This window comes from Planococcus faecalis, from assembly GCF_002009235.1.
Taxonomy (GTDB): Bacteria; Bacillota; Bacilli; order Bacillales_A; family Planococcaceae; genus Planococcus; species Planococcus kocurii.
The window spans coordinates 2,971,682-2,986,957 of sequence record NZ_CP019401.1 but is presented as its reverse complement, the minus strand read 5'-3'; the positions used below and the strand labels follow the sequence as shown (position 1 = coordinate 2,986,957).

Below are 15,276 nucleotides of genomic sequence, written 5' to 3'. Positions count from 1 at the left end.
AGTGTGGGAGGAATTTTTATGATGAAGAGATCTTTTCTGACCGAAGACCATGAAATGTATCGGGATGCATTAAAGAAGTTTTTGCAAAAAGAAGCGGTTCCTCATTTTGATCAATGGGAAAAAGATAAAATGGTGCCACGATCTTTTTGGGAGAAGATGGGGAAACAAGGTTTTCTTTGCCCTCAAGTAGATGAAAAATATGGGGGTGCAAATGCTGACTTTGGTTATGCGACCGTTTTTATAGAGGAATTTGAAAAAGTAGGTACCGGGTTAACGGGACCTGGACTCCATAATGACATCGTTATTCCGTATATTGAATCTTATGGGTCTGAAGAGCAAAAGCAACGTTGGCTGCCGAAATCATTAACTGGAGAAATGATTTCGTGTATCGCGATGACTGAGCCAAATACAGGTTCTGATTTGGCGGCTATTAAAACGACAGCGATAAAAGATGGCGATGATTATATCATCAATGGGGAAAAGACGTTTATTACGAATGGCTTTAGTGCAGATATCGCAATCGTTGTTTGCAAAACAGATCCAACTGCAGAGCCAGGCCATACAGGAATTAGTTTAATTGTGGTAGAAGCTGGTACAGCTGGATTTACGAAAGGCAAACAGCTAGAAAAAGTAGGACAACATGCAAATGATACAAGTGAGTTAATTTTTAATGACGTCCGTGTACCTAGCAGTCATCTATTAGGCGAAGAAGGAAAAGGCTTCTTGTACTTAATGCAAAAACTCCAGCAAGAAAGATTGATTATTTCTATTTCGAGTATAGCGTCGATCGAAAGAATGTTAGACATTACGATGGATTACGTGAAGCAAAGAAAAGCTTTTGGAAAAAGAGTTAGTCAATTTCAAAATACGCAATTTAAGTTGGCTGGACTCAGTTCAGAGCTGCAAATTGGTCGTGCTTTCGTCGATAAATTGATTGAAAATCATATGGCTGGAACAGATATCGTGACAGAAGTATCGATGGCAAAATGGTGGACCACGGATTTAGCGCAAAAAGTTGCCATTGAATGTATGCAATTGCATGGCGGATATGGTTATACAGAAGAATACGAGATTGCAAGACGTTATCGTGATGTGGCAGTGACATCTATTTATGCCGGTACAAACGAAATCATGAAAGTAATTATTGCTAAAAACTTAGGAATAAAATAAACGTCAATTTATTAGCAAAGGAAGAGGTATATGGGACTTTTAAACAATTTAAAAATACTCGATTTTTCAACGTTATTGCCAGGTCCATTTGCGACATTGATGTTAGCAGATTTAGGCGCTGAAGTTTTGCATGTGCAACGACCAACAGAAGAAAAATTAACATCAATGGAAAACTACCTCAATCGTTCTAAAAAATCAATTGCGTTAAACTTAAAAGACGAAACTTCAATCGAAAAACTCAAAGAACTTGTAAAAGAGTACGATATTGTATTAGAACAATTTCGACCTGGTGTAATGGACAGGCTAGGTCTAGGTTATGAACAATTAAAAAAAATAAATCCTAGAGTCATTTACTGTTCGTTAACAGGGTTTGGTCAAACAGGTCCATACCGTGATCGTCCTGGTCATGATATTAACTATGTGTCGATCGCTGGACTAGCAAGTTATTCAGGTACGGAACGGGACGGACCGGCAAATGTCGGAACGCAAATTGCAGATATTGCAGGAGGCTCTTTGCATGCGGCGATTGGTATTTTATCTGCTTTTATCTACCGCGAAAGAACCGGTGAAGGGCAATCACTTGATATTAGCATGACAGATTGTAGTATGTCATTAAACGCTATAGCGGCTGCTCCTTATTTGGTGGATGGAGAAAAACCGGCACCCGAAAAAATGCTATTAAACGGCGGTACATTTTATGGGTATTTCAAAACTAAAGACAATCGATACGTTTCAGTCGGTAGCCTAGAACCGAAATTCCGTATTCTATTATGTGAAGGGCTAGGTCGAACAGATTTAATTGAACTGTCTATGAGCCAAAAACCAAACGACATCGCTGACTTTAAACAAGCTGTAAAAGAATCATTTTTAAACAAGACATTTAAAGAGTGGAACGAGATTTTCGGTGAAATTGAAGCATGTGTAGAACCCGTACTGACATTAGAAGAAGTAATGCATCACCCGCATTCGATGGAGCGAGAGATGTTCGTAGATGTACCAGATTTACAAAACGGATTTCAAAAACAAATTGCTTGTCCAATCAAATCATCGGTTTTCACTCCAGAATATAAACATATTGGATTAAGGGCAGGCGCAAATAATTGTGAATTCTTTTGAAAGATTATTCCTCCAATCAGATCATTAGTAGGAACAAATAGGGTCTCTATTTGTTCCTACTAATGATTTTCTTATATGTAAAGGTGTTTAAGTTTAAAGAGTTCATGCTAGAGACCATTTTAAAGCTTCAGGGGATTGTCAAATCTTCTCCATAAGCAGAATATTTTACTTTATATACCCCTGGTGGTATATTGAGTTTATAAAATGATTGAAGGGAATTGATGATATGTTATTAAGATATTTCTACGATGATAATTTAGCGCACGCTTCATATGTAGTAGGCTGCCAGGCAACAGGAGAAGCAGTAGTAGTAGATCCAATGCGCGATATAAGTGCTTACGAAGAGCTTGCTGCAAAAGAAAACTTGAATATTGTCGGTGCTCTTGAAACACATATTCATGCGGACTTTGTTTCAGGTTCACGTGAACTTGAAAATCGTTTTGGTGCAAAATTATATCTGTCTGACGAAGGTGATGCAGATTGGAAATATCAAAATATCAATCATTTACATCACCAATTAGTAAAAGGTGGCGATCAGTTTAAAATCGGGAATTTGATTTTTGAAGTGATGCACACCCCGGGCCATACACCAGAAAGTATTTCATTTTTACTAACGGACCGCGGTGGTTCGGCAGATAAAGCAATGGGTATTTTCACTGGAGACTTTGTGTTTGTAGGAGATGTTGGTCGACCAGATTTACTTGAAAAAGCTGCAGGTGTCGAAGGAACTTCTAAAGCAGGCGCTAAAGATATGTTCGAATCACTTGAGCGCTTTAAAAAACTACCAGATTATCTTCAAGTGTGGCCAGCTCATGGTGCAGGAAGTGCATGTGGTAAAGCGCTTGGCGCCGTACCTTCTACTACTGTAGGTTATGAGAAAATGTTTAACTGGGCATTGCAATACGACGAACTTGAAGCATTCCAAACAGAATTATTGGATGGTCAACCTGAACCACCTGCTTACTTCGCTGTGATGAAATCAGTGAATAAAACAGGTGTAGAGTTAATGAAAGATTTGCCAAAACCACAAGTGATTGGGTCTGCAGATGAGTTGAAGAAACTAATTGCGGATGGCCAGCAAGTTGTTGATTTACGTGCTTCTGCTCTATTCGGCAATGGCTATATTCCTGGAACGATTAACATTCCATTTAATCAATCATTTGCTAACTGGGCTGGATGGATTGTAGATTACAAAAAACCGTTATACTTGCTGCTGGATCCAGAGTCTTTAGATCAAGTAGTTGAAGTATTGCGCTCTGTCGGTATTGATGGAGAAATTAGCTACGGAGATGTTTCGAAGCTAATTGAAGAAGCGGGAGAACTAGAATCATATAAGAGCGTGTCTCCTGAACAAGCGAAAGAAATGATCAAAGACGGCAAAGCCAATGTGCTGGATGTTCGAAATCAATCTGAGTACGATGAAGGTCATATTGAAGGAGCCAATCACATTATGATCGGTACATTAAAAAAACGATTGGATGAAGTTCCGGCAAGTAAAACCATTATTGTACAATGTCAGTCTGGAGCGCGTTCAGCGATTGCTACAAGTCTTCTTAAAGCGAATGGTTTTGATGATTTGGTTAACCTTTCAGGTGGCTATTCAAAGTGGAAAGAAGAACTATCGGTTTAGCTATGAAGTTTGAGAGAAATTAAAAATCATAAGATTAACTTGTGAAAAAGGAGCGATGAAATGATAACAAGTGCACTGCTGATTGGGTTGCCAGTTTCCATGGTAGCCTACAGTGTCTATAAAAGACACATGCCGGTCCACGGAATAAAACAAGAGCAGCTGGATCAAATTGACGCTGACTCTTGTGCTTTGTTGGATGTCCGCGCCTATAACGTATCCGATAAAGAATCGGTTTCTGGAGCCTTTAATCTTCCTATATCCTATTTCACAAGAGGTTATCGAGAAATATCGAAAAAACCTATCCATTTGATTGCAGAAAACCAACTAGAGAAAAACTTGGCGACTCGTCTGCTTCATCAAAGAGGATTCCACGTAACGAGTTATAGTTTAATAGGAAAAGACAAGATGCAAACGGCATGTTGTTAATTCGGAAACTATGTAAATGTACCTTAATTTACATAGTTTTTTTGTATTTCAAAATAATAATTTTGTTTTAAGAAACTGTATATTCGGTGAATTACTTAAAAGTTGTGCGGACTGTGTACTTTCCTATAAAATAGTTTTTACGTCTAGATATGAAAGAGGGAAATGGATGAAAAAACCTGGATTGACTGTAAAAGTGCTGACTGGACTTATCCTTGGGGCGATCGTTGGTTTATTGATAAACCTATTCACACCGGGATCATTTGAAGCAATAAATACATATTTATTTGTGCCACTCGGCCAAATATTTTTAAGTTTGATTAATATGCTTGTTGTACCACTTGTCTTGTTTTCTATTATACTCGGAACGGCTGGTCTTGGAGACCCTGCCAAATTAGGGCGTATTGGGATTAAAACAGTTTCTTATTTCTTGGTGACAACTACCATTGCGATTATTATAGGACTATCATTAGCGGCTATTATTCAGCCTGGGCTTGCAGGAGACTTTGATTTGTCTTCTGCTGAATTTGAAGTAACAAAAGCGCCTTCAGTTGGTGAGACTTTATTGGACATGATTCCGACCAATCCGATTGCGGCTTTAGGAGAAGGCAATATGCTACAGATTATTGTTTTTGCTGTGTTTATCGGACTGGCATTGACGGCTCTTGGCGAAAAGACCAAAGGACTTGTCCATTTGTTTGAACAAGGCAACGATGTCATGATGTACTTGGTTGGCGTCGTGATGAAATTTGCTCCTTACGGTACATTTGGTTTGATCGCTACGGCGGTTGGATCTCAAGGATTTTCTGCGATGAAAGCGATGGGATCTTATATGTTAGTGATTTTAGCGGCACTTTTCGTGCATGCAATCTTCACTTACGGAGGAACGATTAAGTTTTTAGCAAAGAAAAACCCGATTTGGTTTTTCAAAAACTTCGCCCCAGCAATGAGTGTAGGCTTTAGTACATCGAGTAGTACGGCAACTTTACCGATTTCAATGGAAGTGGCTCAAGATAAATTAGGTGTGCCCAAGTCTGTTAGTTCGTTTGTTCAACCTCTAGGTGCTACCATCAATATGGATGGAACAGCTATAATGCAAGGGGTTGCAACAATGTTCATCGCACAAGCATACGGAGTTGAACTGTCCACGATGGATCTTGTCACGGTCGTATTAACTGCTGTATTAGCGAGTATTGGTACGGCAGGGGTTCCAGGTGTCGGCTTGATTATGCTTGCCATGGTGTTGAGCAGTGTTGGACTTCCACCTGCTGGTATTGGTTTAGTAATCGGAATTGACCGTCTATTGGATATGACGCGTACCGCAATTAACATTTCAGGAGACGCTGCCTGTGCAGTTTATGTAGCAGAAACTGAAAAAAATAGAGAGTTACGAACAAAAAACATGAATGCTTAATATAACAAGGACAGAGGCTGTCTCATAAGCCTCTAAAATAAAACAGACAGAAAAAAGGAGTTCCTTTTCTCTGTCTGTTTTTTGGATTTTCATGGAGAATGTAAAATAGGGGCCAATGTTACACTACTGAACTCGGTGTGCACTTTTCAAGGTTCTTAGGTAAAATATCCGGAAAGTTCGATTGTCCTTGATCGGACGGAAGACACGTTCTACGTCAATTTTGTGTCACTCATTCATCTTCAAGAATTGTGTTGGCCTTGGCTACGGAAAGCATCCGTACATATCCTCCGATATCTGTCGCATACAAAAGAGCTAGACTCACAAGTCATTGTTTATAAGCTTTTGAGACAGCCTCTTTTTATGAGTAGGCAAAAGTATGTAGCATTCAATTGCTCTTAATTGGATAGATGGAAAATGTTCACATTGACAAGAAAACCGCTCCATTATATAGTGTGTGTAACCGGTTACACATTGGTACAAGAACGGAGTCGTTTTGCATGACTACTATCAAAGATGTTGCAAAAAAAGCAGGAGTTTCAGTAGCGACAGTTTCACGGTTTTTAAACAACAGCGGTTATGTCAGTACAGAAGCTGCTCAAGCGGTAACTGTTGCAGTAGAAGAGCTGAAATACGAACTGAACCCGATTGCACGCTCATTGAACACGAAAAAATCAAATCTGATTGGTTTGATTTTGCCAGATATCACCAACCCTTTTTTTCCGGAACTTGCACGAGCAGTGGAAGACGTTGCGTTAACCTATGGCTATACAGTCGTGTTATGCAATTCAGACGAAGATCCCGAAAAAGAAAAAAACTACATTGAGACATTAAAGAAAAAATACATTGCTGGATTTATCGTAACTTCTAACCAACTAGATGCTCCGCATTATGCGAATGCCAATGTACCAATTGTGGCATTAGATCGAACAATTAATGAGAAAATACCAACGGTCTCTTCAAATAACAAAGAAGGCGCAATCATGGGAACGAATGCACTGTTAGAAAGGGGATGCAAACACATCCTATTTCTTAGAGGTCCAGAGAAGTTAAATCCGGCGAACGATCGTTATGAAGGATTTATGGAAGCCATTCAACGTTCGAATGTGCGGTATCAAGTTGTCACATGTCCTTTTCATTTTGCAGATTCACAAAAAATTGTTGAATGCATACTCCAAGAAAATCCGCTAATTGATGGAATTTTTGCCAGTAGCGACGTTTCAGCAGCTGGTGCTTTAAAAGCAGCAGGAACTGCTGGAAAGCATGTACCCGACGAATTGCAAATTGTCGGTTTTGATGGAGTTGCAATGGGAGCGATGTTATCACCAGGATTGACTACGGTCGCACAAGACGTTTATAAAATGGGTGCAGTTGCAACGCGTGTTTTGATTAAACGCATTGAAAATAAGAAGATCGAACAAAATTTTTATGAAGTTCCGGTGAAGTTAGTCATTCGAGGAACAACAAGGAGCGTGGTGGAATGATTACTGTAGTTGGCAGTATTAATATGGATTTGGTCATTCAAACAGACCGCTTTCCAAAGCAAGGTGAAACAACTCTAGGAACTTTGTACACGACAGTACCAGGTGGCAAAGGAGCAAACCAAGCTGTAGCAGCTGCAAGATTAGGCAATAAGGTCCAGATGATAGGCGCAGTCGGACAAGATGCATTTGGGACCGAACTAGTAGCTGGACTTGAGAGCGAAGGGATTCAGGTTGAATCAATCAAACGAATCGATGGTGCCAGTGGTATCGCCAATATTCTCCTATCCGAAGGAGACAATCGGATTATCGTTGTACCAGGGGCCAATCACAGTGTAACAGCTGAAGAGATAGTCGCTTTTACTGAACAACTAGCGGCTAGTGATTTGGTTATTATGCAATTAGAAACGCCGATTCCTGTTATTCAGCAGACATTAAAAATTTGTCATCAACATGGCGTACCGAGTATTTTAAATCCAGCTCCTGCAAGTGGATTTACAGCTGATTTCCTACCATATTGCACCTACCTAACGCCAAACGAAACAGAAGCAGAAGAAATTTTTGGTGACAATTGGGAAAAGGCGCTGGAAGAATATCCAAACCGTCTTGTCGTCACACTTGGACAAAAAGGCGCACAGTTTTATGACGGACAAAAGCATGTCCTAGTTAAAGGTTTCTCTACTAAAGCAGTTGATACCACTGGAGCGGGTGATACATTCAATGGTGCACTAGGTGCGGCATTAGTAGAAGGCCAGGGGTTTGAAGAAGCGGTCCGTTTTGCTAATGCTGCGGCATCTTTATCGGTAGAAAAATTTGGTGCACAAGGCGGTATGCCGAATCGAGCAGCTGTCGAAGCGCGGATGACAGGTGAGCGTTCATGAAAAAGCACGGCATGATCAATCGTGACATAGCGGGTGCATTGGCTCTTTTTGGGCACACTGATTTGCTGGTGATTGGTGATTGTGGTTTACCCATTCCAAAAGGAGTTTTATGCATCGATTTGTCTTATAAAGTAGGGGAACCGGCATTTTTAACGATATTGGACGCTGTTCTTGCAGACTTTGAGGCAGAAGCTGCATTTATTGCGCGGGAAATAACTAACGCTAATCCCCAAGTAGAGCAAGAAATTATGAAGAAGTTAAAAGCTGATTATATTACGCATGAAGAATTGAAAGTTCTCAGTAACCAGGCAAAATTGATTATCCGCACAGGAGAAGCGACACCGTATGCCAATATTGTCCTTCGCTCTGGCGTTATTTTTTAAAAAGGCAGGTGACTACGATGATTACTATGACGGATATCTCCAAATCGTTTAATGGCAATAAAGTATTGAAGAATGTTCATTTTTCTTTAGAAAAAGGTGAAATTCATGCGTTGATGGGTGAAAACGGCGCAGGCAAGTCAACCTTGATGAAAGTGATGTCTGGAATTTACGCGCGAGATTCAGGGACGGTTGAAGTAAAAGGGCAGCAAGTCAATTTCACTTCACCAAAGCAGGCAGAGAATGCAGGCATTGCGGTAATTCATCAAGAGCTGAACATTCTGCCTCATCTGTCGATTTCAGATAATTTATTTCTTGGGCGTGAAGAAACAATCGGCCGGACAGGAATATTAAAAAACAAACAGATGGAAAAGAAGACACATCAAATCTTGCTAGACCTTGGATTGAATATTAATCCAGCTGATCCGGCAAGTACACTATCAGTTGGAAAGCAGCAGATTGTAGAAATTGCGAAAGCGTTATCGGTGGATGCAGAAGTCATTATTATGGATGAACCTACTGCAGCATTAACTGATCGTGAAATCGAGAGTTTGTTTAAGACGATTCGTGAACTTCAAAAACGTGGGGTATCTTTTATTTATATTTCTCATCGTATGGAAGAAATATTTTCACTATGTGACCGAATTACGATTTTGCGCGATGGTGAGTTTGTCGGAGAGCGGAAAATTAGTGAAACTACATTTGATGAAGTTGTCCAAATGATGGTTGGTCGTGAACTTGGAGAACGTTTTCCAGAGCGGAGATCAGAACTTGGAGAAATTAAGCTAGCTGTAAAAGGTTTATGTCGAAAAGGATGCTTTGAAGATATTTCCTTTGAACTGCGAAAAGGTGAAGTATTGTCGATTGCTGGACTTATGGGAGCAGGTCGTACAGAAGTGGCACAGGCGCTGTTCGGTTATAAGAAATTTGAGCGTGGTGACATTGAATTTGACGGCAAAAAAGTGAAGCTTGATACACCTAAAAAAGCAAAGGAAATGGGTATTGGTTATGTAACGGAAGATCGGAAATCAGAAGGACTCGTTGTCGATTTTTCTGTGGAAGAAAACGTGAGCATGACTAATTTTGGAGCCATCTCCAAAAACGGATTAATTTCCAAAGACAAAGAACGTAAACTTTATGATTCTATGGTCAAACGTCTTAGAATCCGAACCTCAGGACCTAACCAATCCGCAAAATCGTTAAGTGGTGGAAATCAGCAAAAAGTAGTAATTGCAAAATGGCTAGGCATTGAACCGCAACTGCTGATTTTAGATGAGCCAACACGCGGCGTTGATATTGGTGCGAAAAAAGAAATCTATTCGATTATCAATGAGCTAGCTGAACGAGGTGTCGCGATTTTAATGATTTCTTCAGAGTTGCCAGAAGTCATCGGCATGGCTGATCGCGTCTTAGTCATGCATGAAGGCAAAATAACAGCGGATTTATCCAAACATGAAATGACACAGGAACGAATCATGCATTTTGCTACAGGAGGTGGAAAACTTGCAGTTGAAGACTAATAATCAATCCATAATTCAAAAAGTAGCACCATTTATTGGGTTAATTCTTATTATGGTAATTATCACGATTTTAAATCCAGACTTTTTATCTGTATCCAATTTAATGAATGTGCTCCGACAAGTATCCATTAACGCGCTGATTGCTTTCGGCATGACTTTTGTTATTTTGACAGGAGGCATCGATTTATCTGTTGGTTCGACTCTTGCATTAACGGGTGCCGTAACAGCAGGAATGATGGCCAGTGGAATCGATCCGATTTTCGCCATGTTACTAGGACTTTTGCTTGGTGCTGTTCTTGGAGCAATTAACGGAATTATTATCGCGAAAGGAAAAGTTGCACCATTTATCGCTACGCTAGCAACAATGACTATTTATCGTGGACTGACATTGGTATACACGGATGGTCGTCCAATTTCAGGCTTAGGCGATAGCTTAACTTTCCAAATGCTAGGTAAAGGATATTTCCTTGGAATTCCCATTCCAGTAGTAACCATGATTGTTAGTTTCGGGATCTTGTATTTCATCTTGAAAAAGACAACGTTTGGTCGTCGTGTTTATGCAGTAGGTGGCAACGAAGAAGCATCCATTTTATCAGGGATCAATGCAGATCGGATAAAAATTTACGTTTACTCACTGCTTGGGTTACTCGCAGCACTCGCTTCGCTCATTTTAACGTCACGGTTGAATTCGGCTCAGCCGACTGCTGGCGAGATGTTTGAACTTGATGCCATCGCAGCTGTAGTACTTGGTGGAACAAGTCTGACAGGCGGTCGTGGATGGATTGTGGGTACATTAATTGGGGCCTTGATCATTGGGGTACTGAATAATGGCTTAAATCTTATCGGGGTTACTTCCTTCTTCCAACAAGTGGTGAAAGGTGCAGTCATATTATTGGCGGTTCTTCTGGACCGTAAAAAAACAGCATAAGGGGTGTAGGAAAATGAAAAAAGTACAATTGGGGTTCATGTTAATGGTAATGATGATTTTGGCGGCTTGTTCAATGGATGCTCCGGGAACAAGTTCTGATGAAGAAAGCGATGACAGCGGCGAAGCAAACGGTGATTACACAATCGGTTTTTCTATTTCAACGTTGAACAATCCATTCTTTGTTACATTGAATGAAGGTGCAGAAGCAAAAGCGAAAGAATTAGGTGCAACATTAACTGTAGTAGATGCACAAGACAATGCTTCAAAACAAGCAAGTGACGTAGAAGATTTAATCCAGCAAGAGGTAGATTTAATCATGATCAATCCAGTTGATTCTGAAGCGGTTGCAGCTGCAGTTGAATCAGCCAATGCTGCAAACATTCCAGTCGTTACGGTTGACCGTAGTGCTGCAGGAGGAGAAGTCGTCTCTCACATTGCGTCAGATAATATTGCGGGTGGAGAAATGGCGGCAGAACATCTTATTTCAATTGTAGGCGAAGGCGCTAAAGTTGCGGAACTTGAAGGAGTTCCAGGATCTTCAGCTGCACGTGAGCGCGGAGAAGGCTTTAACAACATCGCTGCAGACAAGTTGGATATTGTGGCTAAGCAAACCGCGAACTTTAACCGTGCTGAAGGCTTATCCGTCATGGAAAATCTTCTTCAAGCAAACCCGGACATTACGGGAGTGTTTACTCATAATGATGAAATGGCCTTAGGTGCTCTTCAAGCAATAGAAGCTTCAGGAAAAGATATTGCCGTAGTTGGATTTGATGCTACAGAAGATGCTGTAAAAGCAGTGGAAGAAGGTCGTCTTGCTGGAACAGTTGCACAAAAACCTGGAATGATTGGTGAAATGGCTGTTGAAGCGGCTGTTCAATCACTTGATGGTAAAGAAGTAGAAGCATCCATTCCAGTTGAGTTGGAATTGATTAAATAACCAACCATTACTGGTTGTCACTAAGCTGTAGCTTTCTCAAATCATTTGAGAAAGCTACAGCTTTTTGTATGTAGAAATTACCGTAAAGGGTTACTGCAATATATTTGGCGACTGACTATTCAGACTTCTGTTATACTAGTGTTAAAAGCAGTATGGGGGGTCAGTAGATGAAACATGTATGGACAGTGAAGTACAGGGAACATACAATTTGCGTCATCAATACATGGACCAATGAAAAACTGTTTGTCGATGGTGTTTTACAGGATGAGCAGGTCGGCTTGTATTTCACTTCTCGATTAGTTGGAAAAGTGAAAAGTGAAGACGGTGAATACGAGGATATTAAAGTATCGCTTAGTACTAGTTTGTGTAGAGTACAATGCCGCATGTTTGTTGGAGAGCGATTAATTTATACAACAAAATTGCAAATGGGTGGATGACTGTGGAACAAAAAACGACTAGAGAATGTGCATATAAATAGTGGGAATCTGCAAGAGTCAAAGCTCATGCAGGTTTTTTGCTGATTGTTCAAACAAATGTGGATAAACGAATTTCTAGTATTCTACAGTGAAAGTCTGTATGTTTAATCTATTCAGTTTCTTTAAGGGGGGTATACATAAATGAAACCAATTATTGGTCTTACCGCGTCTCTTGAACTAGGACGTGATGAATATGGTATCGAAATTGCTGACACTGAAGCAATTTTAGCGGCGGGAGGTCTGCCATTCATGCTTTGTCACTTAACAGAAAAAGCGGATATTGACGAAATTGCTGAACATATTGATGGGTTGTTTTTGGCAGGAGGCTACGACATTGACCCAACCGTATTTGGTGAAGAGCCGCATCCAAACCTGGGTGTCATCATTCCGTCTCGTGATGCATTTGAATTAGCGTTAGCAAAAAAAGTAATGGCGTTAAACAAACCCATATTAGGCGTATGTCGAGGAGCTCAAGTAATAAATATTGCTGTGGGTGGCGATATGTATCAGGACATCTCTACACAAGTAACAGCAGATTTGGTGCAACACCAGCAAAGAGCACCACGGTTTCACGGCTCTCATTTTGTTAAGGTCGGAGAAAGCACACTCCTGCACCGATTAACAGGGATGCGGCGGTTAAAAGTGAATAGCCGCCATCATCAGGCGAATCGACTGGTACCTAAGCCTCTGATCATTAGTGGGGTGTCGAGTGATGGCATTGTAGAAGCGATTGAAAGCACACAGCACCTCTTTGTTTTAGGAGTGCAATGGCATCCTGAAAATATGGCAAGAGTTGCAGACCCAGCATCACTCGGAATTTTCAACGGATTTATCGAAGCATGCCGAGAAGAAGGAGATGAATAGATGCAAATTTTTGATACACATTGTGATGCGCTTCTAAAGCTGCAGGTAGCAAAACGAAATGCGTTATTTAACGGAGAGTTGTTAGACTACCAACATTCAGATTTACTGGATACCAATTTCAACCGGCTCAAAGCGGGAGGTGTAAAAGTACAGTTTTTTGCTGTTTTTGTTCATCCAGACTTTCCATCTGATGAAAAATGGCAGCATGCACTCGAACAAATCGATCTTTTTTATAGTGAAATCCTTGGAGGAAATCCACTGATGAAGCACATCAAGAATTGGCAAGACATCGAGTGGCTAAAAGATGATGAAATTGGCGCGGTTTTGACGCTTGAGGGAGCGGATGCGTTTGGTAACGACTTGGCAAAACTTCGCCATCTTTACCGGTTAGGTGTGCTGTCAGTAGGGTTGACTTGGAACAACGCCAACCTATGTGCTGATGGAGTTGGCGATCCACGTGGTGCAGGTTTAACAGTGCTAGGAAAAGAAGTAGTTCTTCTTAATAATGAACAGCATGTTTTTACTGATGTTTCTCATTTATCCATAAATGGATTTTGGGACGTGATGGAACTAGCAAAATATCCAATTGCCAGCCACTCGAACGCCCGTGCTCTTTGCGATCATCCGCGCAATTTGAATGACGAGCAAATTCGAGCGATGTTCAAAAATAATGGAATGATCGATGTCGTATTTTGTCCGCAGTTTATTAACAAAGACAGTGATCAAGCGACAATACCGGATTTGATTCGTCATATTGATCATCTTTGTTCGCTTGGTGGAGTTCGCCAAGTGGGCATTGGATCAGACTTTGACGGAATTTCCTCGTACATTACAGATCTTAATAATGCATCCGAATTTCCTAACCTGATTGACGCGCTACAAAAACACTATACAGCTACAGAAGTAGAAGGCTTTATGTATCGGAATTTTCTTGAACACCGTCCCGGAATTTAAATCTATAAAACGATGGTCACATAAGAAATCCCTTTCACATAAATGCGAAAGGGATTTTTTTAATATTTATTCATAGAGGATTCCGTATTTTCGATAGAAGCCTCACCTTGTGCGACGGCTTCAGGTGAAGCAGCTAGTCGACGTCTATGCAAAATTGCGTTTATTTCAGCGCCAATGACTAAAATTAGACCGGTCAAGAAGAACCATAGCATCAAGACAATGAGTCCTCCAAGGCTGCCATAAGTCGCGGAATAACTGCCGAAGTTTGACACATAGATGGAGAAGCCAAATGACACGACTTGCCATAAAACAGTTGCGATGACAGCTCCGATAATAACTTCTTTAAATGGAAAGTTTTTATCGGGAGCAAATTTGTACATGAATGCCAAAACGATACTCATGACTGCGATTGAAATGACCCAACGTAAAACTTGAAAAATGATTTCAGTTTGTTCAGGAAGACTAAAGAACGATTTAATCATATCGATAATCGTACCACCGAAGATAGGTAAAATAAGTGCAACGATGACCGCAATTAGCATGCCCAGTGTTAACACAATAGCTGTTGCTTTCAATTTGATAAACGAACGCGTTTCTTCAATGCCATAAGCTTGGTTGGTAGCATTAATAAAAGCAGACAGCGCATTCGATGCAGACCAAAGCGTACCCAGTATACCAAATGTCAACAAGCCACCTGATGGCGTAGTGACCACACTCACAATTGTATCTTGGAATGTAGAAGCCACTTCTCCTGGTAGTATGGTACCGATGAAATCTACGGCACGTTGTGGATCAATTTGCAGATAAGGCAAAATTGCCAGCAGCAAAATCAACAAAGGAACAATGGCTAGTAAATAATAATAAGCTTGTGCTGCAGCTAGTGTTGTCGCGTTATCTTTTTTGAATTCATTGCCGAGCTCTTTAACAAATCCCATAGCTTTACTCATATGACGCCCTCCATTTAAAAAATTAGTTACTTTGTATATGCCCTATTAAAGAATACATTAACCCTTAAATAGTAATAAAAGAATAATTAGAAAGCCACGACAAATCATTTTAGTCCGAAAAAAAGGAACTGTCCCATAAGTTCCAAAAAAAGACGAAG

At 40.5% G+C, this 15,276-nt stretch carries 15 protein-coding genes; 14 read left to right on the top strand and 1 reads right to left on the bottom strand.

Annotated elements, in window-relative coordinates; genetic code table 11:
- The first annotated feature begins 21 nt into the window (after nucleotides 1-21).
- The 14 genes from AJGP001_RS14815 (at nucleotide 22) to AJGP001_RS14750 (ending at nucleotide 14,171) form a co-directional block, all read left to right on the top strand.
- On the top strand, nucleotides 22-1,170 hold the full coding sequence (locus AJGP001_RS14815) for an acyl-CoA dehydrogenase family protein (protein ID WP_078080850.1): 1,149 nt from the start codon (nucleotides 22-24) through the stop codon (nucleotides 1,168-1,170).
- A gap of 30 nt (nucleotides 1,171-1,200) precedes the next feature.
- Nucleotides 1,201-2,286 carry a CaiB/BaiF CoA transferase family protein gene (locus tag AJGP001_RS14810; RefSeq protein WP_071154150.1) on the top strand — a complete coding sequence of 362 codons (1,086 nt, stop codon included), beginning with the start codon at nucleotides 1,201-1,203 and terminating at the stop codon, nucleotides 2,284-2,286.
- 226 nt (nucleotides 2,287-2,512) lie between these two features.
- A complete protein-coding gene (locus AJGP001_RS14805; RefSeq protein ID WP_071154151.1) occupies nucleotides 2,513-3,916 on the top strand; it encodes an MBL fold metallo-hydrolase in 1,404 nt (467 codons plus the stop codon).
- Between the two features lie 60 nt (nucleotides 3,917-3,976).
- Complete coding sequence (locus AJGP001_RS14800) at nucleotides 3,977-4,342, top strand: rhodanese-like domain-containing protein (protein ID WP_071154152.1); 366 nt, start codon at nucleotides 3,977-3,979, stop codon at nucleotides 4,340-4,342.
- Nucleotides 4,343-4,508: 166 nt separating this feature from the next.
- The gene (locus AJGP001_RS14795; protein WP_078080707.1) at nucleotides 4,509-5,753 is read left to right on the top strand and encodes a dicarboxylate/amino acid:cation symporter; all 1,245 of its coding nucleotides are present in this window, start codon (nucleotides 4,509-4,511) and stop codon (nucleotides 5,751-5,753) included.
- A gap of 497 nt (nucleotides 5,754-6,250) precedes the next feature.
- Entirely contained in the window at nucleotides 6,251-7,234 is a 984-nt protein-coding gene (locus tag AJGP001_RS14790; RefSeq protein ID WP_071153104.1) for a LacI family DNA-binding transcriptional regulator, read from the top strand.
- Nucleotides 7,231-8,112: a ribokinase gene (rbsK, locus tag AJGP001_RS14785; protein ID WP_071153105.1), complete on the top strand. Its 882-nt coding sequence runs from the start codon at nucleotides 7,231-7,233 to the stop codon at nucleotides 8,110-8,112. Before AJGP001_RS14790 ends, rbsK begins: the two co-directional genes overlap by 4 nt.
- The gene (gene rbsD, locus AJGP001_RS14780; RefSeq protein ID WP_058384300.1) at nucleotides 8,109-8,495 is read left to right on the top strand and encodes a D-ribose pyranase; all 387 of its coding nucleotides are present in this window, start codon (nucleotides 8,109-8,111) and stop codon (nucleotides 8,493-8,495) included. The genes rbsK and rbsD overlap by 4 nt, the downstream gene beginning before the upstream one ends.
- Before the next feature lie 17 nt (nucleotides 8,496-8,512).
- Nucleotides 8,513-10,012: a sugar ABC transporter ATP-binding protein gene (locus AJGP001_RS14775; protein WP_071153106.1), complete on the top strand. Its 1,500-nt coding sequence runs from the start codon at nucleotides 8,513-8,515 to the stop codon at nucleotides 10,010-10,012.
- The gene (locus AJGP001_RS14770; protein WP_078080706.1) at nucleotides 9,996-10,940 is read left to right on the top strand and encodes an ABC transporter permease subunit; all 945 of its coding nucleotides are present in this window, start codon (nucleotides 9,996-9,998) and stop codon (nucleotides 10,938-10,940) included. Before AJGP001_RS14775 ends, AJGP001_RS14770 begins: the two co-directional genes overlap by 17 nt.
- A gap of 13 nt (nucleotides 10,941-10,953) precedes the next feature.
- A complete protein-coding gene (rbsB, locus tag AJGP001_RS14765) occupies nucleotides 10,954-11,877 on the top strand; it encodes a ribose ABC transporter substrate-binding protein RbsB (RefSeq protein ID WP_071153107.1) in 924 nt (307 codons plus the stop codon).
- A gap of 167 nt (nucleotides 11,878-12,044) precedes the next feature.
- Nucleotides 12,045-12,314: a hypothetical protein gene (locus AJGP001_RS14760; protein WP_071153108.1), complete on the top strand. Its 270-nt coding sequence runs from the start codon at nucleotides 12,045-12,047 to the stop codon at nucleotides 12,312-12,314.
- A gap of 180 nt (nucleotides 12,315-12,494) precedes the next feature.
- Entirely contained in the window at nucleotides 12,495-13,217 is a 723-nt protein-coding gene (locus tag AJGP001_RS14755; RefSeq protein WP_078080705.1) for a gamma-glutamyl-gamma-aminobutyrate hydrolase family protein, read from the top strand.
- Nucleotides 13,218-14,171, top strand: a complete 954-nt coding sequence (locus tag AJGP001_RS14750; RefSeq protein ID WP_078080704.1) for a dipeptidase — start codon at nucleotides 13,218-13,220, stop codon at nucleotides 14,169-14,171. It abuts the gene before it with no gap.
- A gap of 59 nt (nucleotides 14,172-14,230) precedes the next feature.
- Here the strand turns inward: AJGP001_RS14750 and AJGP001_RS14745 are convergent, their stop codons facing one another.
- The gene (locus tag AJGP001_RS14745; RefSeq protein WP_071153109.1) at nucleotides 14,231-15,118 is read right to left on the bottom strand and encodes a YihY/virulence factor BrkB family protein; all 888 of its coding nucleotides are present in this window, start codon (nucleotides 15,116-15,118) and stop codon (nucleotides 14,231-14,233) included.
- Between the last annotated feature and the right edge of the window lie 158 nt (nucleotides 15,119-15,276).

What these genes read in the sequence shown, in the direction of transcription:
- AJGP001_RS14815 (WP_078080850.1), top strand. Translation starts at nt 22, where the DNA reads ATGAAGAGATCTTTTCTGACCGAAGACCATGAAATGTATCGGGATGCA.
- AJGP001_RS14810 (WP_071154150.1), top strand. Translation starts at nt 1,201, where the DNA reads ATGGGACTTTTAAACAATTTAAAAATACTCGATTTTTCAACGTTATTG.
- AJGP001_RS14805 (WP_071154151.1), top strand. Translation starts at nt 2,513, where the DNA reads ATGTTATTAAGATATTTCTACGATGATAATTTAGCGCACGCTTCATAT.
- AJGP001_RS14800 (WP_071154152.1), top strand. Translation starts at nt 3,977, where the DNA reads ATGATAACAAGTGCACTGCTGATTGGGTTGCCAGTTTCCATGGTAGCC.
- AJGP001_RS14795 (WP_078080707.1), top strand. Translation starts at nt 4,509, where the DNA reads ATGAAAAAACCTGGATTGACTGTAAAAGTGCTGACTGGACTTATCCTT.
- AJGP001_RS14790 (WP_071153104.1), top strand. Translation starts at nt 6,251, where the DNA reads ATGACTACTATCAAAGATGTTGCAAAAAAAGCAGGAGTTTCAGTAGCG.
- rbsK (WP_071153105.1), top strand. Translation starts at nt 7,231, where the DNA reads ATGATTACTGTAGTTGGCAGTATTAATATGGATTTGGTCATTCAAACA.
- rbsD (WP_058384300.1), top strand. Translation starts at nt 8,109, where the DNA reads ATGAAAAAGCACGGCATGATCAATCGTGACATAGCGGGTGCATTGGCT.
- AJGP001_RS14775 (WP_071153106.1), top strand. Translation starts at nt 8,513, where the DNA reads ATGATTACTATGACGGATATCTCCAAATCGTTTAATGGCAATAAAGTA.
- rbsB (WP_071153107.1), top strand. Translation starts at nt 10,954, where the DNA reads ATGAAAAAAGTACAATTGGGGTTCATGTTAATGGTAATGATGATTTTG.
- AJGP001_RS14760 (WP_071153108.1), top strand. Translation starts at nt 12,045, where the DNA reads ATGAAACATGTATGGACAGTGAAGTACAGGGAACATACAATTTGCGTC.
- AJGP001_RS14755 (WP_078080705.1), top strand. Translation starts at nt 12,495, where the DNA reads ATGAAACCAATTATTGGTCTTACCGCGTCTCTTGAACTAGGACGTGAT.
- AJGP001_RS14750 (WP_078080704.1), top strand. Translation starts at nt 13,218, where the DNA reads ATGCAAATTTTTGATACACATTGTGATGCGCTTCTAAAGCTGCAGGTA.
- AJGP001_RS14745 (WP_071153109.1), bottom strand. Translation starts at nt 15,118, where the DNA reads ATGAGTAAAGCTATGGGATTTGTTAAAGAGCTCGGCAATGAATTCAAA.